Annotated in this window: 22 protein-coding genes; 9 read left to right on the top strand and 13 right to left on the bottom strand. The window is 60.4% G+C overall.

Translation table 11 applies throughout. The features are described 5' to 3' along the window. Positions 1 to 568: 568 nt before the first annotated feature. Positions 569 to 847: a 30S ribosomal protein S20 gene (gene rpsT, locus PCLY_RS16120; RefSeq protein WP_061240645.1), complete on the bottom strand. Its 279-nt coding sequence runs from the start codon at positions 845 to 847 to the stop codon at positions 569 to 571. 191 nt (positions 848 to 1,038) lie between these two features. Between rpsT and murJ the strand changes: the two genes are divergently transcribed. The 6 genes from murJ (at position 1,039) to ispH (ending at position 8,452) form a co-directional block, all read left to right on the top strand. Then, positions 1,039 to 2,574 (top strand): murein biosynthesis integral membrane protein MurJ, encoded by a 1,536-nt coding sequence (gene murJ / locus PCLY_RS16125; RefSeq protein WP_061240646.1) that lies wholly within the window; start codon positions 1,039 to 1,041, stop codon positions 2,572 to 2,574. A 78-nt stretch (positions 2,575 to 2,652) separates the two neighbouring features. Then, positions 2,653 to 3,603, top strand: coding sequence for a bifunctional riboflavin kinase/FAD synthetase (gene ribF / locus PCLY_RS16130; RefSeq protein ID WP_061240647.1), 951 nt, complete (start codon positions 2,653 to 2,655; stop codon positions 3,601 to 3,603). Continuing rightward, entirely contained in the window at positions 3,600 to 6,434 is a 2,835-nt protein-coding gene (ileS, locus tag PCLY_RS16135) for an isoleucine--tRNA ligase (RefSeq protein WP_061240648.1), read from the top strand. The genes ribF and ileS overlap by 4 nt, the downstream gene beginning before the upstream one ends. After that, positions 6,427 to 6,936 carry a signal peptidase II gene (lspA, locus tag PCLY_RS16140; protein WP_061240649.1) on the top strand — a complete coding sequence of 170 codons (510 nt, stop codon included), beginning with the start codon at positions 6,427 to 6,429 and terminating at the stop codon, positions 6,934 to 6,936. The genes ileS and lspA overlap by 8 nt, the downstream gene beginning before the upstream one ends. Then, a complete protein-coding gene (locus PCLY_RS16145) occupies positions 6,933 to 7,370 on the top strand; it encodes an FKBP-type peptidyl-prolyl cis-trans isomerase (protein ID WP_061240650.1) in 438 nt (145 codons plus the stop codon). The genes lspA and PCLY_RS16145 overlap by 4 nt, the downstream gene beginning before the upstream one ends. 137 nt (positions 7,371 to 7,507) lie before the next feature. Further along, on the top strand, positions 7,508 to 8,452 hold the full coding sequence (gene ispH / locus PCLY_RS16150; RefSeq protein WP_061240651.1) for a 4-hydroxy-3-methylbut-2-enyl diphosphate reductase: 945 nt from the start codon (positions 7,508 to 7,510) through the stop codon (positions 8,450 to 8,452). 57 nt (positions 8,453 to 8,509) lie between these two features. On the opposite strand, the gene PCLY_RS16155 is transcribed toward ispH, so the two are convergent. The 8 genes from PCLY_RS16155 to PCLY_RS24550 all read right to left on the bottom strand — a co-directional run bounded on the left by PCLY_RS16155 (position 8,510) and on the right by PCLY_RS24550 (position 16,753). Further along, positions 8,510 to 8,950: a type IV pilin protein gene (locus PCLY_RS16155; protein ID WP_061240652.1), complete on the bottom strand. Its 441-nt coding sequence runs from the start codon at positions 8,948 to 8,950 to the stop codon at positions 8,510 to 8,512. After that, a complete protein-coding gene (locus tag PCLY_RS16160) occupies positions 8,950 to 13,296 on the bottom strand; it encodes a PilC/PilY family type IV pilus protein (RefSeq protein WP_061240653.1) in 4,347 nt (1,448 codons plus the stop codon). Before PCLY_RS16160 ends, PCLY_RS16155 begins: the two co-directional genes overlap by 1 nt. Positions 13,297 to 13,312: 16 nt before the next feature. Further along, entirely contained in the window at positions 13,313 to 13,636 is a 324-nt protein-coding gene (locus PCLY_RS16165; protein ID WP_061240654.1) for a hypothetical protein, read from the bottom strand. 11 nt (positions 13,637 to 13,647) lie between these two features. Next, the gene (locus PCLY_RS16170; RefSeq protein WP_061240655.1) at positions 13,648 to 14,181 is read right to left on the bottom strand and encodes a pilus assembly PilX family protein; all 534 of its coding nucleotides are present in this window, start codon (positions 14,179 to 14,181) and stop codon (positions 13,648 to 13,650) included. 11 nt (positions 14,182 to 14,192) lie between these two features. Then, complete coding sequence (locus tag PCLY_RS16175; RefSeq protein ID WP_061240656.1) at positions 14,193 to 15,032, bottom strand: PilW family protein; 840 nt, start codon at positions 15,030 to 15,032, stop codon at positions 14,193 to 14,195. Then, positions 15,029 to 15,586: a type IV pilus modification protein PilV gene (gene pilV, locus PCLY_RS16180; RefSeq protein WP_061240657.1), complete on the bottom strand. Its 558-nt coding sequence runs from the start codon at positions 15,584 to 15,586 to the stop codon at positions 15,029 to 15,031. The genes PCLY_RS16175 and pilV overlap by 4 nt, the downstream gene beginning before the upstream one ends. 16 nt (positions 15,587 to 15,602) lie before the next feature. After that, positions 15,603 to 16,118 (bottom strand): GspH/FimT family pseudopilin, encoded by a 516-nt coding sequence (locus tag PCLY_RS25225; protein WP_061240658.1) that lies wholly within the window; start codon positions 16,116 to 16,118, stop codon positions 15,603 to 15,605. A gap of 110 nt (positions 16,119 to 16,228) precedes the next feature. Continuing rightward, positions 16,229 to 16,753 carry a GspH/FimT family protein gene (locus PCLY_RS24550; RefSeq protein ID WP_082768088.1) on the bottom strand — a complete coding sequence of 175 codons (525 nt, stop codon included), beginning with the start codon at positions 16,751 to 16,753 and terminating at the stop codon, positions 16,229 to 16,231. Positions 16,754 to 16,856: 103 nt separating this feature from the next. Between PCLY_RS24550 and thiO the strand changes: the two genes are divergently transcribed. Continuing rightward, complete coding sequence (gene thiO / locus PCLY_RS16190; protein WP_269451542.1) at positions 16,857 to 17,936, top strand: glycine oxidase ThiO; 1,080 nt, start codon at positions 16,857 to 16,859, stop codon at positions 17,934 to 17,936. A gap of 15 nt (positions 17,937 to 17,951) precedes the next feature. Here thiO and PCLY_RS16195 read toward each other — a convergent pair whose 3' ends face one another. From PCLY_RS16195 to PCLY_RS16210, 4 genes are all read right to left on the bottom strand, one after another. After that, positions 17,952 to 19,292 carry a sigma-54-dependent transcriptional regulator gene (locus PCLY_RS16195; RefSeq protein ID WP_061240659.1) on the bottom strand — a complete coding sequence of 447 codons (1,341 nt, stop codon included), beginning with the start codon at positions 19,290 to 19,292 and terminating at the stop codon, positions 17,952 to 17,954. A gap of 2 nt (positions 19,293 to 19,294) precedes the next feature. Further along, positions 19,295 to 20,887: a sensor histidine kinase gene (locus PCLY_RS16200; protein ID WP_061240660.1), complete on the bottom strand. Its 1,593-nt coding sequence runs from the start codon at positions 20,885 to 20,887 to the stop codon at positions 19,295 to 19,297. Beyond that, positions 20,877 to 21,113, bottom strand: coding sequence for a PP0621 family protein (locus PCLY_RS16205; protein ID WP_061240661.1), 237 nt, complete (start codon positions 21,111 to 21,113; stop codon positions 20,877 to 20,879). The genes PCLY_RS16200 and PCLY_RS16205 overlap by 11 nt, the downstream gene beginning before the upstream one ends. Before the next feature lie 180 nt (positions 21,114 to 21,293). Beyond that, positions 21,294 to 22,286: an outer membrane protein assembly factor BamD gene (locus PCLY_RS16210; protein WP_061240662.1), complete on the bottom strand. Its 993-nt coding sequence runs from the start codon at positions 22,284 to 22,286 to the stop codon at positions 21,294 to 21,296. A 138-nt stretch (positions 22,287 to 22,424) separates the two neighbouring features. Here PCLY_RS16210 and rluD point away from each other — a divergent pair, with 138 nt between their 5' ends. Both rluD and pgeF read left to right on the top strand, forming a co-directional pair. Then, positions 22,425 to 23,399 (top strand): 23S rRNA pseudouridine(1911/1915/1917) synthase RluD, encoded by a 975-nt coding sequence (rluD, locus tag PCLY_RS16215; protein WP_061240708.1) that lies wholly within the window; start codon positions 22,425 to 22,427, stop codon positions 23,397 to 23,399. Then, positions 23,396 to 24,127 carry a peptidoglycan editing factor PgeF gene (gene pgeF / locus PCLY_RS16220; RefSeq protein ID WP_061240663.1) on the top strand — a complete coding sequence of 244 codons (732 nt, stop codon included), beginning with the start codon at positions 23,396 to 23,398 and terminating at the stop codon, positions 24,125 to 24,127. Before rluD ends, pgeF begins: the two co-directional genes overlap by 4 nt. Positions 24,128 to 24,405 lie beyond the last annotated feature (278 nt).

Here is a 24,405-nt window from a genome sequence, read left to right on the forward strand (position 1 = left end):
TCAACCCCTTCCACGGTGATTCCACTCGGCCTCCTGAAGGGGGACTTGGGCGTCGTCTGTGAGATCGCACTTCAAGAGCAAAAGCTAAACGCTGCCGACTTTGGTCTTCCGGAGATGTCGCAAGCTCGCGACCTGGTCCCCTTCAGCAGGCCGAGTGGAGGTGTTGCGTAGGGGGCGAGCCGCATGGATGCGGCGAGAGGCTTAAAGGGCAGGGACGGCCCTTGTAAGCCGGCCCCCGGAGCAGCACTGGAACGAGGGAAGTTTCGCGTAGCGAAACCCGGATGCCGGGGTGCCCTTCTTTGGCACACCTTTCTTGGGCAAGCAAGAAAGGTGTGGCGCCCGTAAGGGGCGCAACCCAAACGCTCAGTAAACACGGTGACGGATAGTGCTAAGTCAGTAAGCGATCCGCACACAAACTTGCCAGTCCGGTGTCAGCCCGCACTTTCCCCAAAATATGCGAAGAACCTTTTTTATGGCCTGTCATCCGTGGCGGCCACCTTTGCGCATACGGAATGCAGGGCAATAAAAAACCGGCCTCTAGGGCCGGTTTTTCAAGAACCTGTCGCGATTAGGCGGCAGCAGCTTCGCCCAGCGCCTTGATGTGCGCGTTCAGGCGGCTCTTGTGACGAGCGGCTTTGTTCTTGTGGATGATGCCTTTGTCAGCCATGCGGTCGATGACCGGAACAGCTGCGGTGTAAGCGGTTTTGGCAAGATCGAGATCTTTGGCAGCAATAGCCTTGACCACGTTCTTGATGTAGGTACGAACCATCGAGCGCAGGCTGGCGTTATGGCTACGGCGCTTCTCAGCCTGTTTGGCGCGTTTTTTGGCAGAAGGTGAGTTGGCCACCGTCAAGCTCCTCGAAAACTGGGGGGTTTACACAAATTAAGGCCGCGAATCATGCCGACATGACTATCAGCTGTCAAGTCCGCGGGTGCTTTTAGCTGCTGGCCTGACCAGCGGTGGCTCGCTACACTCGACGCCCTCGTTGGCGGCGGATTGTCCGCTAATGCACCTCTTTATGGAAGCTGAAATACCCCATGAATCTGCTCAAGTCCCTGGCTGCCGTCAGCTCCCTGACCATGGTGTCTCGCGTGCTGGGGTTCGTGCGCGACACGATCATCGCCCGCACCTTCGGGGCTGGCGTGGCGTCGGATGCCTTCGTGGTGGCGTTCAAGTTGCCCAATCTGCTTCGCCGCATCTTCGCCGAAGGCGCCTTCTCCCAGGCCTTCGTGCCCATTCTGGCCGAATACAAGATGCAGCAGGGCGAGGAGGCGACGCGCACCTTCATCGCCTACGTTTGCGGTTTGCTGACCCTGGTGCTGGCGTTGGTCACGGCGCTTGGCGTGCTGGCCGCTCCCTGGATCGTCTGGGCCACGGCGCCAGGTTTTGCCGATGAGGCGCAGCGCTTCGAGCTGACGGTCGACCTGCTGCGGGTGACCTTTCCTTATATATTGCTGATCTCCCTGTCATCGCTGGCTGGCGCCATCCTCAATACCTGGAACCGCTTCTCGGTGCCGGCATTCGTACCGACCCTGCTCAACGTCAGCATGATCGTCTTCGCGCTGTTCCTGACGCCTTATTTCGACCCACCCATCATGGCCCTGGGGTGGGCGGTGCTGGTCGGCGGTCTGGCTCAACTGCTCTGGCAGCTGCCACACCTGAAGAAGATCGGCATGCTGGTGCTGCCGAGGCTGAATTTCGGTGACATGGGCGTCTGGCGTGTGCTCAAGCAGATGGGGCCGGCGATCTTCGGGGTGTCGGTGAGCCAGATTTCGCTGATCATCAACACCATCTTCGCCTCCTTCCTGGTGGCGGGCTCGGTGTCCTGGATGTATTACGCCGATCGCCTGATGGAGCTGCCATCGGGCGTGCTGGGCGTGGCGCTGGGCACCATCCTGTTGCCGGCTCTTTCCAAGACCTATGCCAGTCGTGATCGCGAGGAATATCGCCGTCTGCTCGATTGGGGCCTGCGCCTGTGCTTCTTGCTGGTACTGCCCAGTGCGCTGGCGCTGGCGGTGCTGGCCGAGGCGCTGACCGTGTCGCTGTTCCAGTACGGCAAGTTCACTGCCACTGATGCCGTGATGACCCAGCAGGCGCTGATCGCCTACTCCATCGGCCTGCTCGGCATCATTCTGGTGAAGATTCTCGCGCCCGGTTTCTATGCTCAGCAGAACATCAAGACACCGGTGAAGATCGCTGTCGTGACCCTGGTGTTCACCCAACTGATGAACCTGGTGCTGATCGGTCCGCTGGCTCATGCTGGTCTGGCGCTGGCGATCAGCCTGGCGGCCTGTCTCAACGCCGGCCTGCTCTACTGGCAGCTGCGCCGTGCCGATATCTTCCAGCCGCTGCCGGGCTGGGGCGTGTTCCTGTTCAAGCTGGCGGTGGCGGTGGTGGTGATGGTCGCCGTGCTGCTGGGCCTGCTGCAGATCATGCCGGCCTGGGCGGAAGGGGAGATGTTCGTGCGTCTGCTGCGCCTCGGCGCGCTGGTGGCGGCTGGCCTGGTCGCCTACTTCGGCATGCTGCTGCTGCTGGGCTTCCGTCCTCGCGACTTTGCCCGTCGGGCTTTGTAGGGTTCCTGGCGTCGCGATGCCTGTTGTGCATGGCGCGCTGTGCGTATAATCGGCCACTTTGTGAACAAGAAGCGTGCTATGCAGCTGGTTCGAGGTCTTCATAACCTGCAGCCCCAGGCGCGGGGCTGTGTGGTCACCATCGGTAATTTCGACGGCGTTCATCGTGGGCACCAGGCCATTCTGGCGCGCCTGCGTGAGCGCGCCGCGGAATTGGCCGTGCCCAGTTGCGTGGTGATCTTCGAGCCTCAGCCACGTGAGTTCTTCGGCCCGGACACCGCTCCGGCGCGCCTGACTCGTCTGCGCGACAAGCTTGCTCTGCTGGCTGCCGAAGGCGTCGACATGGTGCTGTGCCTGGCGTTCAACCGCCGGCTGCGGGAGTTGTCTGCGGCCGAGTTCGTGCAGCGCGTGCTGGTCGATGGGCTCAAGGTCAAGGACCTGGAGATCGGCGACGATTTCCGCTTCGGTTGCGACCGGGCCGGTGACTTCGAATTTCTCAAGGCGGCTGGAATGCGTCATGGCTTCAGTGTCGATGCCTCGACCACGGTTGAGGTTCGCGGTGGCCGGGTCAGCAGCACCCGTGTGCGCCAGGCGCTGGCTGATGGCGATTTCGACTTGGCTGAAGCCTTGCTCGGTCGGCCGTTTCGCATCGCCGGGCGCGTATTGCACGGGCAGAAGCTCGGCCGCCAGCTCGATGCTCCGACTGCCAATATCCAGCTCAAGCGGCGCAAGGTGCCGCTGACCGGCGTCTACCTGGTGAGCTGTGAGATCGATGGCGTGATTCAACCGGGCGTCGCCAATATCGGCGTGCGACCCAGCGTTGCCGGTGACGGCAGTGCCCATCTGGAAGTGCACCTTCTGGATTTTGCCGGCGACCTGTATGGCCGGCGCCTCTCGGTGGCTTTCCACCACAAGCTGCGTGATGAGCAGCGTTTCGCCTCGCTGGAGGCTTTGAAGGCGGCGATTGCCGCCGATATTGCAACTGCCCGTGAATATTGGCAGAGCCACTCGCTGATGAAGAGTCCGACATGACCGATTACAAAGCCACGCTGAACCTGCCCGATACCCCCTTCCCGATGAAGGCTGGCCTGCCGCAACGCGAGCCGCAGACCCTGCAGCGCTGGATTGATATTGGCCTGTACGAGAAGCTGCGCAAGGCGGGCGAGGGGCGTCCGAAGTTCATCCTGCACGATGGCCCGCCCTACGCCAACGGCAGCATTCACATCGGCCACGCGCTGAACAAGATCCTCAAGGACATCATCACCCGTTCCAAGACCATGGCCGGCTTCGACGCGCCGTACGTGCCGGGTTGGGACTGCCATGGCCTGCCGATCGAGCACAAGGTCGAAACCACCTTCGGCAAGAACCAGCCGGCGGATCTGACCCGCGAGCGCTGCCGCACCTACGCGGCCGAGCAGGTGGAAGAGCAGAAGGCCAACTTCATCCGTCTCGGTGTGTTGGGCGACTGGAACAACCCGTACCTGACCATGAACTTCGCCAACGAGGCCGGCGAAATCCGCGCCCTGGCGGAAATGGTCAAGAATGGTTTCGTGTTCAAGGGCCTCAAGCCGGTCAACTTCTGCTTCGATTGCGGCTCGGCACTGGCCGAGGCCGAAGTCGAGTATATGGACAAGAAGTCCGAAGCCATCGACGTCGCCTTCCCGGTCGCCGATGCCGACAAGCTGGCCGCTGCCTTCGGTCTGGCCAGCCTGAGCAAGCCGGCCTCCATCGTCATCTGGACCACCACGCCCTGGACCATCCCGGCCAACCAGGCGCTGAACGTACACCCGGAATTCACCTACGCCCTGGTCGACGTTGGTGATCGCCTGCTGCTGCTGGCCGAAGAGATGGTCGAAAGCTGCCTGCAGCGCTACGACCTGCTGGGCGAGGTGATTGCCACCGCGCCGGGCGCGTCGCTGGACCTGATCAACTTCCGTCACCCGCTGTATGAGCGGCTGTCGCCGATCTACCTGGCCGACTACGTCGAGCTGGGTGCTGGTACCGGTATCGTTCACTCCGCGCCGGCCTACGGCGAGGACGACTTCCGTACCTGCAAGGCGTACGGCATGAGCAACGACGACATTCTCAATCCGGTGCAGAGCAACGGCGTGTACGCCGAGTCGCTGCCGTTCTTCGGCGGCCAGTTCATCTGGAAGGCCAACCCGGCCATCGTCGCCAAGCTCGAAGAAGTCGGAGCGCTGCTCAAGCACGCCACCATCAGCCACAGCTACATGCACTGCTGGCGCCACAAGACGCCGTTGATCTACCGCGCCACCGCGCAGTGGTTCGTCGGCATGGACAGCCAGCCGAAGGAGGGCGGCACCCTGCGTGAGCGCTCCCTGGCAGCCATCGAGGAAACCAAGTTCGTCCCGGCCTGGGGCCAGGCGCGCCTGCACAGCATGATCGCCGGTCGTCCGGACTGGTGCATCTCGCGTCAGCGTAACTGGGGCGTGCCGATCCCGTTCTTCACTCACAAGGAGAGCGGCGAGCTGCACCCGCGTACCGTCGAGCTGATGGAGGAAGTCGCCAAGCGCGTCGAGCAAGAAGGCATCGAAGCCTGGTTCAAGCTGGACGCCGCCGAGCTGCTGGGCGCCGAGGCTGACCAGTACGACAAGAGCCGCGACACCCTGGACGTGTGGTTCGATTCCGGTACCACTCACTGGCACGTGCTGCGCGGCTCACACGCTGACCTGGCGCATAGCAGCGGTCCGGTGGCTGACCTCTATCTGGAAGGCTCCGACCAGCACCGTGGCTGGTTCCACTCGTCCCTGCTGACCGGCTGCGCCATCGACGGCCACGCGCCGTACAAGGAACTGCTGACCCACGGCTTCACCGTCGACGAGCAGGGCCGCAAGCAGTCCAAGTCCCTCGGCAACGTGGTTGCGCCGCAGAAGGTCATCGACAGCATGGGCGCCGACATCCTGCGCCTGTGGGTGGCCTCGACCGACTACTCCGGCGAAATGGCCGTCTCCGACCAGATCCTGCAGCGCAGTGCCGACGCCTACCGCCGCATTCGTAACACCGCGCGCTTCATGTTGGCCAACCTCAATGGTTTCAACCCGGCTACCGACCTGCTGCCGGCCGAGCAGATGCTCGATCTGGACCGCTGGGCCGTCGACGCCACCGCGCGTCTGCAGGACGAGCTGACCGAGGCCTACGGCGAGTACCGCTTCTGGAACGTGTATTCCAAGGTGCACAACTTCTGCGTGCAGGAGCTGGGCGGCTTCTATCTGGACATCATCAAGGACCGCCAGTACACCACCGCGCCGGACAGCATCGCCCGCCGTTCCTGCCAGAGTGCGCTGTTCCACATCTGCGAGGCGCTGGTGCGCTGGGTGGCGCCGATCCTGGCGTTCACCGCCGAGGAAATCTGGCAGTTCCTGCCGGGTGAGCGCGCCGAGTCGGTGATGCTGGCCACCTGGTACGAAAACCTGGCGCGTCTGCCGCAAGGCTTCGAGCTGGACAACGCCTATTGGGAGCGCGTCATGGCGGTCAAGGGCGCGGTCAACAAGGAGCTGGAGGCCATGCGTGCGAGCAAGGCCATCGGTGCCAGCCTGCAGGCGGAAGTCACCCTGTTCAGTGACGACGCCCTGAGCGGCGATCTGGCCAAGCTCGGTGACGAGCTGCGCTTCGCGCTGATCACCTCGGCTGCTGCCACCGCGCCCCTGGCGGATGCGCCGGCCGATGCCGTCGCCACCGAGGTGCCGGGTTTGAAGCTGAAGATCGTCAAGTCCGCGCATGCCAAGTGCGGTCGTTGCTGGCACCTGCGCGCCGACGTCGGCAGCCACGCCGCGCATCCGGAGCTGTGCAGCCGCTGCGTGAGCAACATCGAGGGTGACGGTGAGGTGCGCAAGCATGCCTGATACCTCGCGCTTCGGGCACTTGCCCTGGCTGTTGCTGAGTGTGCTGATTCTGGTCGTCGACCGCGTCAGCAAGGACTTCTTCGAAGGCAGTTTGAGCATGTACCAGCGTATTCAGGTCATCCCTGATTACTTCGACTGGACCCTGGCCTACAACACCGGCGCGGCATTCAGCTTCCTGGCCGATGCCGATGGTTGGCAGCGTTGGTTCTTCGCCGCCATCGCGGTGGTGGTCAGCGTGGTGCTGGTGGTCTGGCTCAAACGCCTCAAGCGCCACGAGACCCTGTTGGCCGTGGCGTTGGCCATGGTCCTGGGCGGTGCGTTGGGTAATCTGTACGACCGCGTGGTGCTCGGTCACGTGGTCGATTTCATCCTGGTGCACTGGCAGAACCGTTGGTATTTCCCGGCGTTCAATCTCGCCGATAGCTTCATCACCATCGGCGCCATCCTGCTGGCGCTGGATATGTTCAAGAGCGACAAGTCCGCGAAGGAGGCTGCGCAATGACAGACGTACGCATCGGTCCGGACAGGGAAGTGACCCTGCATTTCGCCCTCAAGCTGGAGAACGGCGATGTGGTCGACAGTACGTTCGACAAGCAGCCGGCGACCTTCAAGGTTGGCGATGGCAATCTGCTGCCTGGTTTCGAACAGGCGCTGTATGGCTTCAAGGCCGGCGACAAGCGCAGCGTGCAGGTTCAGCCGGAGCAGGGCTTCGGCCAGCCCAACCCACAGAACGTGCAGATCATGCCGCGCAGCCAGTTCGAGGGCATGGAGCTTTCCGAAGGGTTGCTGGTGATCTTCAACGATGCCGCCAATACCGAGCTACCCGGTGTGGTCAAGGCGTTCGATGACAAGCAGGTCACCATCGACTTCAACCATCCGCTGGCCGGCAAGGTGCTGCAGTTCGATGTAGAAATCATCGAGGTCAAAGCGCTCTGACCTGCACCGCCGCTCCGTAGGAGCGGCTTCAGCCGCGAAGCTCTTCTTGCAGCCTGCACTGATCCCGCGCAGGCTGTATCTTCCGGGATCGACTCCGCATGTCTTTGCGATCCCCGATCAATACCGAGACAGCCAGCATGCATATCAAACTCGCCAATCCCCGCGGTTTCTGCGCCGGCGTTGACCGCGCCATCGAAATCGTCAACCGCGCCCTGGAAGTATTCGGCCCGCCCATCTACGTGCGTCATGAAGTGGTGCACAACAAGTTCGTGGTCGAGGACCTGCGCGCCCGCGGCGCGGTGTTCGTCGAAGAGCTGGACCAGGTACCGGACGACGTCATCGTCATCTTCAGTGCCCACGGCGTCTCCAAGGCCGTGCGCGACGAGGCCGAGCGCCGTGGCCTTAAGGTCTTCGACGCCACCTGTCCGCTAGTCACCAAGGTGCATATGGAAGTGGTGCGCTACAGCCGCGAGGGGCGTGAGTGCATCCTCATCGGTCACGAAGGCCACCCGGAAGTCGAAGGCACCATGGGCCAGTACGACGCCAGCAATGGCGGCGCTATCTATCTGGTGGAAGACGAGGCGGACGTCGCCGAGCTGCAGGTGCGCAACCCTGAGAACCTGGCGTTCGTCACCCAGACCACTCTGTCCATGGATGACACCAGCAAGGTGATCGACGCCCTGCGCGCCAAGTTTCCCGCCATCGGCGGCCCGCGCAAGGACGATATCTGCTACGCCACGCAGAACCGCCAGGACGCGGTCAAACAGCTCGCCAGCGAATGCGACGTGCTGCTGGTGGTCGGCAGCCCCAACAGCTCCAACTCCAACCGCCTGCGTGAGCTGGCCGAGCGTATGGGCACGCCGGCCTATCTGATCGACGGCGCCGAAGACATGCGTGCCGAGTGGTTCGAAGGTATGAAGGGTATTGGCATTACCGCTGGCGCCTCAGCCCCGGAGGTTTTGGTACGCGGCGTGGTGGAACAGCTGCGTGCGTGGGGGGCGGCGGGGGAGACGGAACTGGATGGGCGGCCGGAGAACATTACGTTCTCGATGCCGAAGGAGTTGAGGGTTAAGCACGTTTAGATATTGGTATAGAAACAGCAAAAAACCGGCTAGAAGCCGGTTTTTTATTTTGCTTGTCTACCAGCAGTTTTCAACTGTACCAGTGCCTGTTTCGGTCTTTATACCTTGACTGTTAAGCCCAAGGTTACCGCATTGCGCGTCGGCTGCTTGGGGGCCCACTGCAGTGGCAACAAGCCTCACGCAGCGGGCTAGTGGCGTGCCTGCCGCGCATGCTTCGGCAGCAATACTATACCTCCCTTCATCGCTAACTACTGGAGCGTTAGCTGCAATGCCCGGGAAGGCTAGCCCACCAACGCCTAGGTTGGTGGTATAGCTTTGATTCTGAGAATAGAAGCGCTCCTGAGCCTGCATGATCTGTGTCAGCTTTGCGTGACCGTCTGAGCGGCCTGCCTTGAGCAGGTACTGCTGATAGTTGGGGTAGGCGATGGCGGCTAGTACGCCGATTATCGCCACCACAATCATAAGTTCAATCAGTGTGAAGCCGCGCTGTTGTCGCATCAGTTTTCTCTCCAGTAGGTCGTGGATACTGGTGCGGGATTTTCGCAGAACTCTGTACCCTCCACGCAGCCGTCTGGCCCCGGTTTGTCGCCACCGCCAGCCCCCAAGCCGCCAATTTCCGAGCCGTTAACAATGTTCGGGGTGCCGTCATCGGAGAACACGATTGCTGGAGAGGGTGGAATCCCCGAGCGCACCAAGGCATAACTACGAATTGGCACCTCATTCTTGGTAAAGATCGCGCCGGCGTCGATCAGGCTAAGGGCGTAGGCTCGGCCGCGACCGACGTCTGGACCGCAGGTGGTGACGGTCTCACCTCGTGGACTGAATGTGTTGAACAGTACCGCGCCACGGAAGGACAAGGACGCAGAGAGTATTTTCTCGCCCTTTGGTAGGCGAAGGAACCAGCCCTTGCTATTGGCCAGCAACGATCGGTTAGGTACGTAACTGTTTCCAGGGGTCAGTTGAGCATAGAGAGTATTTATCTGATCGCGCAGTGCCGGCAGGCCATTGGTTTCATCGAGTGTTGCCAGTTGCGCCTGATCAACCAGGAACTGATAGGCTTCGAACTCCGTCAGGTCGTCGCCGTAGATCTCCTTGGCTGCGGCCAACTGTTCCGGCGTGAGCAACCCTGAGCCTTGGTCATAGGCGGCGCTGGAGATCAGGTTGGCGTTCACCTGCGCTGCGTCAGACTGGGCGCGAAGGTCGTTGCGGGTGTTCTCCAGCTGTGCAATCAGCGCCACATTGCTGGTCAGGTTGGCCGCGTTATTCGCGAGCGCGGTGTTCTTGCTCGCCTCGTCGCGGGCCAGTAGGTCGGCCTCGTTTGGTGCCGGGGAGGCCGATCCGGTCAGGGCCTGCAATTCGGACAGTGCTTGGCTTATCGCGGTGTTGTCCCCTGCACTGATTGCGCTATTGAGCTGCGCTAGAGCGTCTTGCAGGGCAGTGCTGGTTTGGCCGTCATTGAGATCGTTGCGTTGATCCGCCTCGGGGCTAGCGGCATAGCTCTGGTTCAGGCCGTCCAGGTCGGCTTGTAGGTTGGTGATGGTCTCATCACTAGCAGAGGCCGCCTTGGCGTCGAGAAGCGCCTGCTCTTTATCGATAATGGCTTGGTAGAGGGTGCTCAGCCCACTTTGCAGACTGATTAGAGCACCGTAGCTTTCGGCTAGCGACTGGCTATAGGTGGACAGCGCTTGCTGTTTCGCTTCTGACTGATCGCGTGCACTTGAGGCGGCGTCGTAGGCAGTTTGAGCGTCACTAAGCGCCTGCAAGTTCTGTGGAGAGCTATCTGCGTCATAGGCTGCCTGAGCGGCATTACGATTGGCGAGCGCTGTATCGTAGGCGACTTGCTTGCTGGCCAGGTCGGCTTCGGCATCGGTACGCGCCTGCTGCATGGCTTTTAGGGTTTGCTGGCTTTCCAGTAGGCCTTGCTGCAACTTGTTCTGCTCAACGCTTTCGACCGCATGGGGTTGCAGGTAGGGGTCGGCGGCCATGATGGCGTCGATCTGGGCTTGAGTGTCATTGGCGCTACTATTCGCCTGCAGCATCGCGTTGTATGCCGCAGTGAAGCCGGACGAATCCTTGTAGGCGTTGAACACATCTCGAGCTGAGCCTACGGAAGCATTCAAGGCATTGATCTTGGCCTCGAGCTCCGCAATGTCCTCAAGTATCTTCGCAGCCTGGGCGTCTGTCAGGTCGACGCTGGATACGTCCACCAAGTCGCTCTCGGTCATGGTGGTGTAGGTGCTCGGTTTGTTGAAAACATTGGCATCTCGCAGCACGTAGAAACGATCGATGGTGTCCTCGTTGAGTGGGTGAGCGCGGTAGCCCGAACCGAGGGAGATTGTGAAGTAGGTCTTGCCGCCGCGTTCACGGATTAATGCCACGTCCGGCGTGCTGAAAAACCTACGATTACTCAGGGCTGTGTCACCGCCAAGGCTGGCGATACGGCCACCGGTTGCCAGGTTGGCTGCACCGGTGTTGGCATTGTTGATGTCGAAGCGGAAAACCTGCGCCCTGCTATCGGCTGCATACAGAATATCGGCTAGGCCATCTCCGTTGATATCGATGATCACCGGGTCAGCGGGCATGCTATGGGTCATGTTGGGCAGTTGCAGATTGGCTCCAGTTTCTGTTGTGTGGCCGGCTCGCCAGATCAACTTGCCGGTTTCAGCGTTGACGATATACAGGCTGTTGCCATAGCTGTCGTTCGCCAGCGGTGTATTGGGGCTGTCGTTGTCCTGCTGGGGATCGTAGCCGCCGCTGAAGATGAGCACCTTGGTCTTTGTACCGTTGACGTTGATGTCGGCCAGTTTGGGGGTGGACCAGGTCTGACCCAATTTTTCGAAGCCGGGAGTAGTGCCACCTTTGATCACCCATTTCATTGCAGGAGCGCTTATTGTGCCGACATCCAGCGCATAGTAATTGCGGCCCCCGCGGCGCATGCCGGCGTAAAGAATGCTCTTGGCGATATCACGAGTTTTGGTCGCAGTGTTGAGTGCGCCGTATTCAACCCAGAGGTTGAACTGACCGTCCATACCATAGCGCTTGTTCTCGGAGCCCTTGGGGTCGCGGTAATAGGCATCGAGGTTGGGCAGCAGCTCTTTCGGAATGAACGCGAACTGTTCTTCGCCAGTCTTGGGGTCGACGGCATGGATGAAGCCCTCATTGGTGCCGAAGAACATATAGAGCTGTTCGGGGGATGTCGTTTCACCCTTCTTGGCTTTTTCGACGCGCAGGAGGTCCTCATCGGTCTTGTAGGCTACCAGGCGAGGTTCGTTGTGCAGCACATCAGCCAGTTGCTGGCGCGCTTGGTCTCCATCGTCAGGATCCAGACCGCGCCCCCACTTGATGGCGCGCTCTCTTGCGGTGGCGCTAGTGACGCCCATGAGGGCATTGGTAATGGCGTTATTGCCCGTGGTCAGAGCATACGCGCTAGTGCTCAGTAGCACGCTGCCGGTAACCCCCGCGCTGGCCGTCGGGGAGCGGTCGGCAGCTGTCCAGGTGTAGATGTTGCGACTGCTAGGGCTGCTCAGCATACCGGCTACACCGCCCTTGGCCACATCTCTGCCGTCAAGCGATGACCAATAACTGGACGCACTTTCTTTGAAGAAGCCCGTTGCTTCGTCGACTGCCGGTTGACCGTTCTTGTCGACGATCTGTGCTGCAACGGTGTTGCCTTGTGCATCGGTGTTCTCGGGCTTGAGTGTGTAGCGTTTGACGTTGCCGACCCAGCGCGCACCCTCGGCCGGGCGAAACAGCGCGTAATAGAGGTCATTGCGGAAGCCCAGGTTGTTATATGCACTCACCGCGACACTGGGGGTGGCGAAGGTGGTGTTCTCGGCCAGGATTTCCACCAAGATCGACTTGAGCGCCGATACCAGACCGGAGGTGTTGTCTGTGGTGAAATAGCGACCGTTGCCAGCAGTGGCAGTATTCTGCAGTAGCGTCTGGTTGGTGGTGAAACCGATGGTGTAGGTACTGATGGTCTGTTTGCCCGGCTGGCTGCTGCTAACGTCTTGGTTGGCCAGGTGCTCTGCAAGATGAGGCATGCATTGGCCATTACCGCTACCACAGCTGCTCGCGAGATATTGAGAATTCGCTGCGCCAGGAGTGTTGACCAGTGCTCGGATATCCGCGTTGGCAGAGTTATCAGATGTCGGCGCTCCGTCAGTCAGCAGGATGATATTGCTTTTCTGGCAGGAGTATTCAATGGGGGATTTATAATTGTTTCCATTCTTTGATGCAGCTACGCTCGGGTAGCTAGTTCTGTATCCGCCGCTGCCGTTGTCATTCTCAAATGCTGCCCATGTGTTATTTCCAAATTTTGGTCGTAGGCCCTTCATGTATAGGGCTGCTTCATAGTAACTTTCAGAAAGAGGTGTGTTTGAGTATGCGTACAGTCTGTTTAGTTCTGTTTTGAATGCTTGCGCGTTACTGCTGACACGTGCTAGCGGAATAGCAACCATCCCGCCTTCATATGAGTTAGAGGAGTCGAAGTGCATTAGTCCGATGTTTACATCGTCACTTAAGCGCAGTTCTTCTATGAGCTGATTGGTTACATCTTTTACGACCTGAAGGCGTGTCTGCTCGTAAGTTCTATTCCTACCACTGCCTTTGGTAACGCAACGGTTTCGAATGTCTCGATCCGCGATGGCACAAGTCGTGCCAGGAACTGCAGAGTCCATGGATCCAGAGTTATCGATGACAAACATCAGGTTGGGGCGAACCTGCTGGTCTTCTGGCAGTTTTCGACTAACGTAGATTTCAGTGTCGTCTGCCAATGCAGTCTGAGCAGTTAGGCCAACATACATGAAGCTGCCGAGGACGAGTGAGAATGAGCGAATGTTCATATTCTATAGTGTCCTGTTACTTGGCGACGATTTCATGGATGGAGTCAATAGGTTTGTTCTGCAGAAAGACGGTCCCTTTCAGGGTTTGGCCATTCTGCAAGCTATCGGCCGTCATTCTTTGACCGTTGATATAAACAAAAGCGCCCGGTGCGAAGGGTAATAGACGAAGGGGGCATTCCGGGCAGGGGCGTAGTTCGCCGTAGGGGTGGCCGCCTGTCATACGAATGGTGGCTTCAATCATCTCTAGTGGGGTATAGCTGTTGATATCTTCCTCAGCATATACGCCAGCGTTCAAGGTCATGCCAATAGGTAGCATAAGAGCGGCTAAAAATTTGTACATGTTGAGTCTCCCTAGCCCTTGGTATTCATGAAGACCAGGCCTTGCGACTGATCCGAATAGGCGCCGTTGTTCAGCTGCGAGCGGGTTTGCAATTCATAATCAGTGCATTCGAAGCGTTCGAGGCTTGCACCCGTGCAGAGACTTGGGCGGGTAAACCGCACCACGGTAAAACCGGGGGCGGGGATGGGAGTTTGCGTGTCTACCCCTCTGCCTGCAGTGCTGGCAGGAAGACCGAGCACCTGCAGCTGGGCGGCGGTAAGCGTTTTCGGATATCCGCCATCACCGTCGGAGTAACGGCCCGCGTTCAGCGCTTCCAGCAAAGGCATGCGACCAGAAAGGCTGCTATTGAATACCAGAAGTTCGGAGCGAATCTCGTTCTGGGCCAGCTGGAAAGTTTCGTTACGGAATTGCGAGTTACTGGCCATTCGCTCTTCCAAGGTAGAAAACTGCATGGCGGTAATGCCGGCGATTGTGAGCACGACCAGAAATACCAGTGCAACGATCAGGGTGGCACCGGTCTGACGGGATGGGGCTGTAATATTCATGGCGCCTGACCTCAAAGAGTGTTGCGTAACTTGATAGTGGTGGTGAATATCTGACGGGCTCTGCCGTCATCAAAAACTGCCGTCGGAGCAGCATCCAGCAATACATAGCGGCGCGCCGGGGCGGGCGGGTCTACGCGGTCGATCGAGTTGGCCAGGACGGCGATACGAACCGCTACGACGTCGTTCCAAGCGTTCAATGCGGTAACGCGGTCGGCAGACACATATTGGTTGACGTTATTGCGATCACCGCTGGTGCTGATTCCATACTGGATTTGCAGCGCATCCACCCCATCAATCAGCGGTGAAACACCGGGGCCTGCGACCCATTCGCCGGCGCCTTTGGTGAAGTTCCAAGACCTACAGCCAAGCGCGGAGGGAGCACCGTTGGCTCCAGGGATAATTTCAAAATGGTTGATTATCAGATCCGTATTGGCGGTGGAGCCGGTGAGGGTATTGCCCAGGCAATCTCGACGGGCGCCCTCGAGCATTCGTGGCTGCAATGCAAAACCAATGGTATCTGACGCGTTACCTGCCCCCTGAGAGCTGCAGACGCGTGGAGTATTACAGTTAGCGGCGCCAGGTGTCGCGATAGGGTTAGGTGGCGCGGTTGTTGAGTTGGCTGCTTCTACATAGCCGGCATGGCGTGCACTTTGAGCGATAAACTCCAGTGCAAAACGTCCGTTTTCTTGTAGGCGCGACGCTGCTTCGTTGCTGGCGTAAGTTTGCTTCGAGGAGAAAAATACCTGAATGACGCCAGTCAGCAGCAACATGCTGATGACCACAGCCACCAAGAGTTCGACAATGGAGAAGCCGCACTGCTTGGGGAGCTGAATGGACTCGCGATAGTTCATCGTTCAATCCTCAACTCAGTTGTGGCACCGTCGCTCGTAGCAGCATTGGGGTGGCTTCGGTTGAGCCAGTTCAGGCTCAGGTCGAGGCTGTTTCCGGCAGCAGTAGCGTCAACCAGATTGCCGACTGCTGGAGGAGTTATGAAGTCTCGGCTATTGAAGCGTGCGTCGATGGTGTTGAAGTTAGCAATTGCGGCATAGCTGCACTGTGCCTCCCAGGCATCGAAGGCCGCCATCTGAGAGGCATTACACTCGCTGGCGTTGACTTTAGCCCCGGTGCTTGGGTTGTAGTAGTCTGCACACATACGAGCGGGCAACACTGCACAGTTTTGCGCGGTGGCATATTCGGCTGCGGTACCATCCGGGTTGGCGCGCATGCGCTCGATGAAGTCTTGCATCAGCCAGACCGACTGTGAGCGTTGACCGCTGTCGGCAGTGCTTTGCAGCGAGCTAAGCTGCATGGCAGCGAGCCCCAGAAGGCCGACGGTGAATATCAGTAGAGCGACCAGTACCTCGATTAGCGAAGCGCCGCGCTGCGTGTATGAAGATGAGTTCATATGCATTCCTTGACTGTCAGCAGGCCGCGTCGCGCGTCGTTTTTTCAATTTCCGCTCGGCCGAGTGGGGTCAGCGTAATGCACCGAGCATTGTCGCCAGTAGACTTTAGATTTGGCGATGTCACTTTAAGAAATGCATTAACGTTGTTTGATGCGGCGCCGTTGCGGCGGAGAATCAGAACTGGTGGGTTGCCGATGCCCGAGCTGGTAATGCTCACGCCGTTGGTTGCGGCGAAGACCCGAATAACGTCCGCATGATTACAGTCATTGCCAATGGTGGCGGGGCCTATACACCAGCCATCGCTCCAGCCATTGGCGGTGCCTGTGCGTGGAATGACGCGAACATCTTGATTGAGCTTGAGTGCCTCGCTTCTGGCAAATGCAAGAGAAAGCATCATTTCATTCGCTTTAGAGCTTACGCGTTGTTTGATAGCGAAATCGGTGATAGCCGGCATAGCTATAGCCAGAATGATCCCCAGTATCACCAAGGTGATCATCAACTCGATAAGGGTGAATCCGTGTTGTCGCTTCATCTGGCTGAGTCCTTGCAATGTGCTTCACATCATTGCTGCTCATACCAAGCGCTTCAAGGGCAGTCGGGACGTCTGGTGGCTTTGTGGTGCCGAATGGTCGAGCGGTATGCTCATGGTGGGCAGCGTGCGCCTTCTTCCGATGTTTTTATCCGGCCTTGGCGACTGATTACTAATGCTCCTGCTTTCGCGCCGACTTTGGTCGGGCATAGGCTCATCGTGCCGTTACTGACGAACGTGACTCCCTGGCTGCTGAAATGGATTGAGTTATTCGGCAGCATTCCTCGCCAGTGCAGATTGATGCTGCTGGGCAGGTAGAGTGTGCTGATAATTTCTTCTCCCGGATCCAGGCGACGATTACCATTGCTATCGATAAAAGCGCTGATGCTTCCGCTCCAGCTTTGCCGGCAGATGCCTTGGTCTGATAGAGGGCAGAGAGTGGCCCGGCTCTGGTTGGTCATTGCCGTATAGCGGGCCTTACTGGTCATATGGAATAGTCCAGTTTTCAGGCTGTGCATCTGCTGGCGCTCTCGCCAGGCTGAGGAAGAGGGGACTGCCATGCCCATTAGCAAGCCGAGCACAGCCAGTGTTAGAAGTAGTTCGAGCAGGCTATAGCCCGCAATCTGGTTGGTTCTCATCCTGAGTCCCTTCTATTGCTGTCCCTGACATTTTTTAGATTAGAACAAACCCTAAGTTTTCCCAGTCGATCTGGAGTAATTGAATTTGTTGGATGTAATCGTGCTGGGTGGTGGCGCGCTGGGGCTGTTGTCGGCCCATATGCTGGCTTTGCGCGGTAAACAGGTGCTCCTTCTGGATCGTCAGGGTGTCGGCCGCGAATCCTCCTGGGCCGGTGGCGGTATCGTGTCGCCGCTCTACCCCTGGCGCTACAGCGCAGCGGTGACGGCGCTGGCGCATTGGTCGCAGGATTTCTATCCGGGCTTCGGTCGGCGGTTGCTGGATGAGACCGGGATTGATCCCGAGGTGCATGTCACCGGGTTGTACTGGCTGGATCTGGACGATGAGGCCGAAGCGCTGGCTTGGGCTGAGCGTGAAGGTCGGCCGCTGTTTTCGGTGGATGTGGCTGAGGCGTATCAGCGCGTGCCCGTTCTGGGGGATGGTTTTGCGCGTGCCATTCATATGCCGGGTGTGGCCAATGTGCGTAATCCCAGGTTGGTGAAGGCGCTGCGTGCGGCTTTGGCGGCGATGCCGAATGTGGAGTTGCGTGAGCACTGTCCTGTCACTGGCTTTATTCAGGAGGACGGACAGATCTGTGGTGTAACCACCGCAGAGGGTGAGGTTCGTGCCGAGCGTGTGGTTTTGGCTGCCGGGGCCTGGAGTGGTGAGTTGCTGGGGACGCTTGGTCTGGAATTACCCGTCGAGCCGGTCAAAGGACAGATGATTCTCTACAAGTGCGCCGAGGACTTTCTGCCCAGCATGGTGCTCGCCAAAGGTCGTTACGCGATCCCGCGGCGTGACGGGCATATCCTGATTGGCAGCACGCTGGAGTATGCAGGGTTCGACAAGACGCCGACCGATAATGCGCTGGATAGCTTGAAGGCCTCTGCCGAGGAGCTTTTGCCTGCACTCAAGGATGCCGAAGTGGTGGGGCATTGGGCCGGTTTGCGCCCTGGTTCGCCGGAGGGCATTCCCTTTATCGGGGAGTTGCCTGCGCATCCCGGCCTATGGCTGAACTGCGGGCATTTCCGTAATGGACTGGTGCTGGCGCCGGCATCCTGTCAATTGCTGGCCGACCTGATGCTGGGGCGTGAGCCGATCATTGATCCTGCGCCGTACGCGCCGGCCGGGCGGCTGGCGCAATAACTCAGCGGCTGGGCGTCAATCGATGCCCAGCTTCTTCAGTCGGTAGCGCATCGAACGGAAGGTCAGGCCGAGGCGCTGGGCGGCGGCCGTGCGGTTCCAGCGCGTCTCCTCCAGTGCCTGCATGATCAGCTTGCGTTCGATGTCTTCGAGGTAATCCTCCAGATTGTCGATCTGCGCCAGGCTGGCTTCGCCGGCTTCGCTGTTCGGGCCGCTGGCGTCGGCCAGGCGCAGGTCGCTGGGGGTGATCTGGTCGTCTTCGCACAGGGTGTAGGCGCGTTCGAGCATATTCTCCAGTTCGCGCACATTGCCCGGAAAACGATAGTTTTTCAGTTTCTCCAGCGCGTCGGGGTGCAGCTTGGCGGCGCAAAGGCCAGTGCCTTCGGCCAGGCGCGCGAGCATCACGCTGGCCAGTTGCGCGATGTCTTCGCGCCGCTCGCGCAGCGGCGGAACGCGCAGTTCGATGACGTTGAGGCGGTAGTAGAGGTCCTGGCGGAAACGGCCGGCAGCGACTTCGGCGGCGAGGTCCTTGTGGGTGGCGCAGAGAATGCGCACATCGACCACCACCTCCTGCTGGCCGCCGACGGCCCGCACGGCTTTTTCCTGAATCGCGCGCAGCAGTTTCACCTGCATCGGCAACGGCAGGTCGGCGACTTCGTCGAGGAACAGCGTGCCGCCATTGGCCGCCTGGAACAGGCCCTGCTTGTCTTCGATGGCGCCGGTGAAGCTGCCTTTCTTGTGGCCGAAGAACTCGCTTTCCATCAGCTCCGAAGGGATCGCGCCGCAGTTGACCGGTACGAATGGCTGTTCCACGCGTGGGCCCTGTTCGTGAATCAGACGGGCGACCAGTTCCTTGCCGCTGCCTGACTCACCGCTGATGTAGACCGGTGCCTGGCTGCGCGAGAGCTTCTGAATCTGTTTGCGCAGCGACTTCATGGGAGGCGAGTCACCCAGCAGACGACTGTCTACCGGGGCTTCTTCCCCTTCGGGTGAGCGAATGCGCAGGGCGGTGGCGACCAGTTCGCGCAGGCGGCCCAGGTCCACCGGTTTGGTAAGGAAGTCGAAGGCGCCGGCCTTGAGCGAGTGGATCGCGGTATCCAGGCTGCCGTAGGCAGTGATCATCGCCACGGGAACCTGTGGGTGCCGCTGCTGGATGTGCTGCACCAGGTCCAGGCCAGTGCCGTCGGGCAGGCGCATGTCGGTCAGGCACAGGTCGAAGGGTTCACGCGCCAGCCATTCGCGCGCTTCCTTGACGTTGCGGGCGCTGCGGGTGTCCAGCTTCATGCGTCCGAGGGTGATTTCCAGCAGTTCGCGGATATCGGGTTCGTCGTCGACGATCAGGGCTCTCTGACGGTTCATGTTCAGCTCAGTTTGCGCGGATGGGCGAAGGTGATGCGGAAGCAGCTGCCGCCTCCTTCACGAGGTTTATAGTCGAGGCGGGCCTGGTTGCTCTGGCACAGTTCGCGAGAGATATACAGGCCGAGGCCGGTGCCCTTGTTCTCGGTGGTGTAGAAGGGCTCGAAGATGTGCTGCTCCTGCTCGGGTGGCACGCCGGGGCCGTCATCGAGAATCTCCAGCACCGGCAGGTCGCTGGCTTCGTCGCGGAACAGTCGCAGCCAAACCTGGCCGACTCGGTGCTTTTGTGCACTGTAGCGTAGGCCGTTCTGCACCAGGTTGGTCAGTACCTGGGTCAGTTGGTGTGGGTCCATGCGCGTTTGCAGGCTGCCGCCCTGAGTTTCCAGGTGGATCTGCCGGTCAGACGGTGCCGAGCTGCGGAACTCGCTGGCGAAGCGGTGCAGCCAGTACTTCAGGTCTAGCAGTTGCGGCTCGGCCTGGCGCCGACGCGAGAGTTGCAGCACGTTCTCGATCACCAGGTTCATGCGCTTGGAGTGGTCCTGAATGATCTGCGCCAGGCGTTGATCAGGGCCTTGCAGGTCTTCCGACTCCTGCAGTAACTGGGCGGCGTGGCTGATCGCGCCCAGCGGGTTGCGGATTTCATGGGCGATGCCGGCAGTCAGGCGGCCGAGCGAGGCCAGTTTGAGCTGCTGCGCCTGCTGGGCGATCTGCGAGATGTCGTCGAGAAACACCAGGGTGTGCTGCTGGTCGCCGCGCTGCAGGGAAATGAAGCTGGGCTGCAGCATCGGGCCGTCGACCTGCGCTTGCAGGCTGTCCGGGCGCAGGGTCGGGTTGTGCAGCCACTGTTGCAGGCGTTTGACCAGTTCGGGGCAGTGCGGGTCGATGATCTTGCCGCTGAGTTCGCCGCGCCCGAGCAGTTGCGTCGCCCCCTGGTTGGCCAGTAGCACGCGATGCTGGGTGTCGAGCACCAGAATGCCGGTGCGCATGCGTTGCAGGATCTGATCGTTGAGTTCTTCCAGGTTGGCGACATCGGCCGCGCGTTGTTCGGCCAGGCTTTCGCTGACCTGCAGGCGGCGGGTGATGCCCTGGATGAACAGGGCCCCGGCGAAGCACAGGGCACCGAGTGCGCCAGCCTGCACGTACTGCGCGGCCGCGGCGGGACGGCTCAGGCTGAGATAGAAGGTCAGGTAGATCAGTGCCATCGCGGCGATGGCGGCGATCAGCAGGCCAACGCGCCCACGCAGCAGGATGTTGGCGATGGCCACCGCCACCACCAGCAGGTTGCCGATGCCGCTGGGCGTGCCGCCAGCGGCGTAGAACAGCGCGGAGAGGAAGATCACGTCGACCAGCGCCAGGCTGAACAGCTGCATCAGGTGCTTGGGCCTGTGCACCAGTACGGCGATGAAGATATTGAGGATCAGGTAGACCCAGCTGCCGGTACGAAACAGCTCGATGTGCACGACATCCAGCAACTGCGAATCGAGATTGCTGGAAATCAACAGAATCAGCGCCAGGCCGATGCTCAGGCGATAGAAGTGATAGAGCCTGAGGATGCGCCGTCCCTGAGTACCCGCTTGCAAGCTGAGGTCAGCGGTCACCGGTGTGCGGGCCTTGTTCGAGATGCGCCTGGCTGCAATACCACTGCTGACCCTGGTTCAGCGCCTGCGGCTTGGGCACGTGCACCCCGCAATGTGCGCAACGCACCATGGGGGCCGCGGCATCCTCGGTGGGGCGAGTGCTTTTGGGTTTGCTGATGAAGCGGCGCCAGATCCAGATCGCAGCGAAGATGATCGCGATCCAGAACAGCAGGCGAAAAAGACCCATGTTGTGCTCTTCTGTTCGTTTAAAGCCGGCAGTTTAGCCAAGCCGAGTGCATCGGCACAGTATCCACATGACAGCCTGTGCGCTGTTTCCTGGCTGCGCGCCTGTACTCGTTGCGATATTCACTCGAAAACGGGCAATAAAAAGGGAGGCCTTGGCCTCCCTTGTTTACTGTCACCGCGATCAGTCGAACAGACCGAAGGTCAGGTAGCTCCAGAACGAACGCTTCTTGGCGGTTTCGCCGGTCTTGGCGTCCTGCTGCAGTTCGGCAGGAATCTGCTGCTCGGCGTCTTCGTACTGGCGGATCACGTCCTGGCTGGCGCGGGTTTCGCCCGGTGGCAGCGGCGTGTCGGTTTCGATCAGGCCGAGGGTGGCCTTGGCCAGCCAGGAGCGGTTGTCGGATTCTTCCTCGAGCGGGACGAACTCGCCGCTTTCCAGGCTCGGATGATCAGGGTAGTTGAGCTTGAGGGTTTCCAGGCTGGTGGCAGCCAGATCGTCCAGCGACAGGCGCTGATAGGCTTCGGTCATGATCGCCAGGCCGTCACCGACCGACGGAGTTTCCTGGAAGTTTTCCACCACGTAGCGGCCGCGGTTGGCGGCGGCGACATAGGCCTGGCGGGTCAGGTAATAGTGACCAACGTGTATTTCGTAGGCGGCCAGCAGGTTGCGCAGGTAGATCATGCGCTGCTTGGCATCGGGCGCGTAGCGGCTGGTCGGGTAGCGGCTGGTGAGTTGTGCGAACTCGTTGTAGGAGTCGCGCGCGGCGCCGGGGTCACGCTTGGTCATGTCCAGTGGCAGGAAGCGCGCCAATAGGCCACGGTCCTGGTCGAAGGACGCCAGGCCCTTGAGGTAGTAGGCGTAGTCGACGTTGGCATGCTGTGGATGCAGGCGAATGAAGCGCTCGGCGGACGACTTGGTGGCCTCCGGCTCTGCATTCTTGTAGTAGGCGTAGATCAGCTCCAGCTGCGCCTGCTCGGCGTAGCGACCGAACGGATAGCGCGACTCCAGCGCCTTCAGTTTGGCAATGGCCTGGGTGTAGCTGCGGTTGTCCAGGTCGGCCTGGGCCTGCTGGTACAGCTCCACCTCGCTGAGGTTTTCATCGACCTCCGGCTGCTTGGAAGAGCAGGCGGCGGTAAGGGCGAGGATGGCGATCAGCAGCAGGTGTTTCACTTGCATGGCGGCTTGCGTCCCTGTGACGGCCGCGCGGCCGTCCTGTTATGATGAGCGCCCCCGGAAAACCCTGGGGCAAAGACGCCGTATTTAACCACAAGCCTGTCGCCGAAACCAAAGGCCAGGCTCCCGCCGTTGCCGAAGATGACTTCTATAGATAAACAGCTGATCCAACTCCAGGCCATCGTTCCCTTTGAACAGGGCGGTCAACGCCTCGACCAGGTGGCTGCGCAGCTGTTTGGCGAGTACTCGCGTTCGCGGCTTTCCACCTGGATCAAGGACGGTCGCCTGACCGTCGATGGTGCCGTGGCACGCCCGCGCGATACCGTGCATGCCGGCTCGACCCTGGTGCTCGATGCCGAGCAGGAAGCGCAGGGCGAGTGGATCGCGCAGGACATCGAGCTGAACATCGTCTACGAAGACGAACACCTGCTGGTGATCGACAAGCCTGCTGGGCTGGTCGTGCACCCGGCTGCCGGACACGCCGACGGCACCTTGCTCAATGCGCTGCTGCATCACGTGCCGGACATCATCAATGTGCCGCGTGCCGGCATCGTCCATCGTCTGGACAAGGACACCACCGGGCTGATGGTGGTGGCCAAGACCCTGCAGGCGCAGACCAATCTGGTCGAGCAACTGCAGAAGCGCAGCGTCAGCCGCATTTATGAATGCATCTGCATCGGTGTGATCACCGCCGGTGGCACCATCGACGCGCCCATTGGTCGCAGCTCCAGCCAGCGTCAGCGCATGGCGGTGACCGACGGCGGCAAGCCGGCGATCAGTCATTACCGCGTACTCGAACGCTATCGCTCGCACACCCATGTGCGGGTCAAGCTGGAAACCGGGCGTACCCACCAGATCCGCGTGCACATGAGCCATGTTGGCTATCCGCTGGTGGGCGATCCGGTTTACGCCGGGCGTTTTCGTATTCCGCCAGCGGCCAGCCAGAGCCTGGTGCAAAGCCTCAAGGAGTTTCCGCGTCAGGCCCTGCATGCGCGCTTTCTCGAGCTGGATCACCCGGCTACCGGTAAGCGCATGAAGTGGGAGTCGGCGCTGCCGGATGATCTGGTTTGGCTGCTGACCCTGCTGCGTCAGGATCGCGAGGCCTTCGTCGGGTGAGTGCCCACGACTGGCTGACACCCGACTGGCCTGCGCCAGCCAATGTGCGTGCCTGCGTCACCACGCGCAGCGGCGGCGTCAGCGCGACGCCGTACGACAGCTTCAACCTGGGCGACCATGTCGAAGACGACCCCGTTGCCGTGGCAAGCAACCGTCAACAGCTGATCGATGTCCTGGGTTGCCAGCCGGCCTGGCTGCGTCAGGTGCATGGCATCGTCGTGGCGTCAGCGGACCCGGCGCTGGTCATCGAAGCCGATGGCAACTGGACGGCCACGCCCGGTATCGCCTGCACGGCGATGACTGCCGACTGTCTGCCGGCCTTGTTCTGCGACCGCGCCGGGACGCGCGTGGCGGCGGCCCATGCCGGCTGGCGCGGGCTAGCCGGTGGCGTACTGGAGGCGACCGTGCAGGCGCTGAACGTGGCGCCGCAGGAGCTGCTGGTCTGGCTTGGCCCGGCCATCGGCCCGGCCGCGTTCGAGGTGGGCGGCGAAGTGCGTGAAGCCTTTGTGCAACAGCATGCCGAGGCTGCCAGCGCATTCGTGCCCAGCGTCAATGCCGGCAAGTTCATGGCCGATATCTACCAGCTGGCGCGCCTTCGCCTGGCTGCGATCGGCGTTACCGCCGTCAGTGGTGGTGGCCTGTGCACCTACAACGACCCGCGTTTCTATTCCTATCGGCGCAGCGCCCGCACTGGGCGTTTCGCCTCGCTGATCTGGCTGCAACCCTGAGCGTAGGGTGGATCACGCTTTGTCGATCCAGCAGAACAGCATCCCTCCAGTCCTTGTGTTCGTCCGGAAAATAGCTGGCAGAGCGGCCTGGGCGAGCTGTAGGACCGGCTTCAGCCGCGATGCATTTCGCGGCTAAAGCCGCTCCTACAGGTTTGTGGTTGCTTCATGTTCTGCGACTGGTTTTTTACCTGGTCGATCACGCCCCATGGCTCCCCACCTGGTATCCGCCTCGAAAGATCCGTCCATTCAGGTGTTCCGTTCTAACCCTCAATCACCAA

The sequence above is a fragment of the Ectopseudomonas composti genome (assembly GCF_001567565.1).
In the GTDB taxonomy this organism is placed as follows: domain Bacteria; phylum Pseudomonadota; class Gammaproteobacteria; order Pseudomonadales; family Pseudomonadaceae; genus Aquipseudomonas; species Aquipseudomonas composti_A.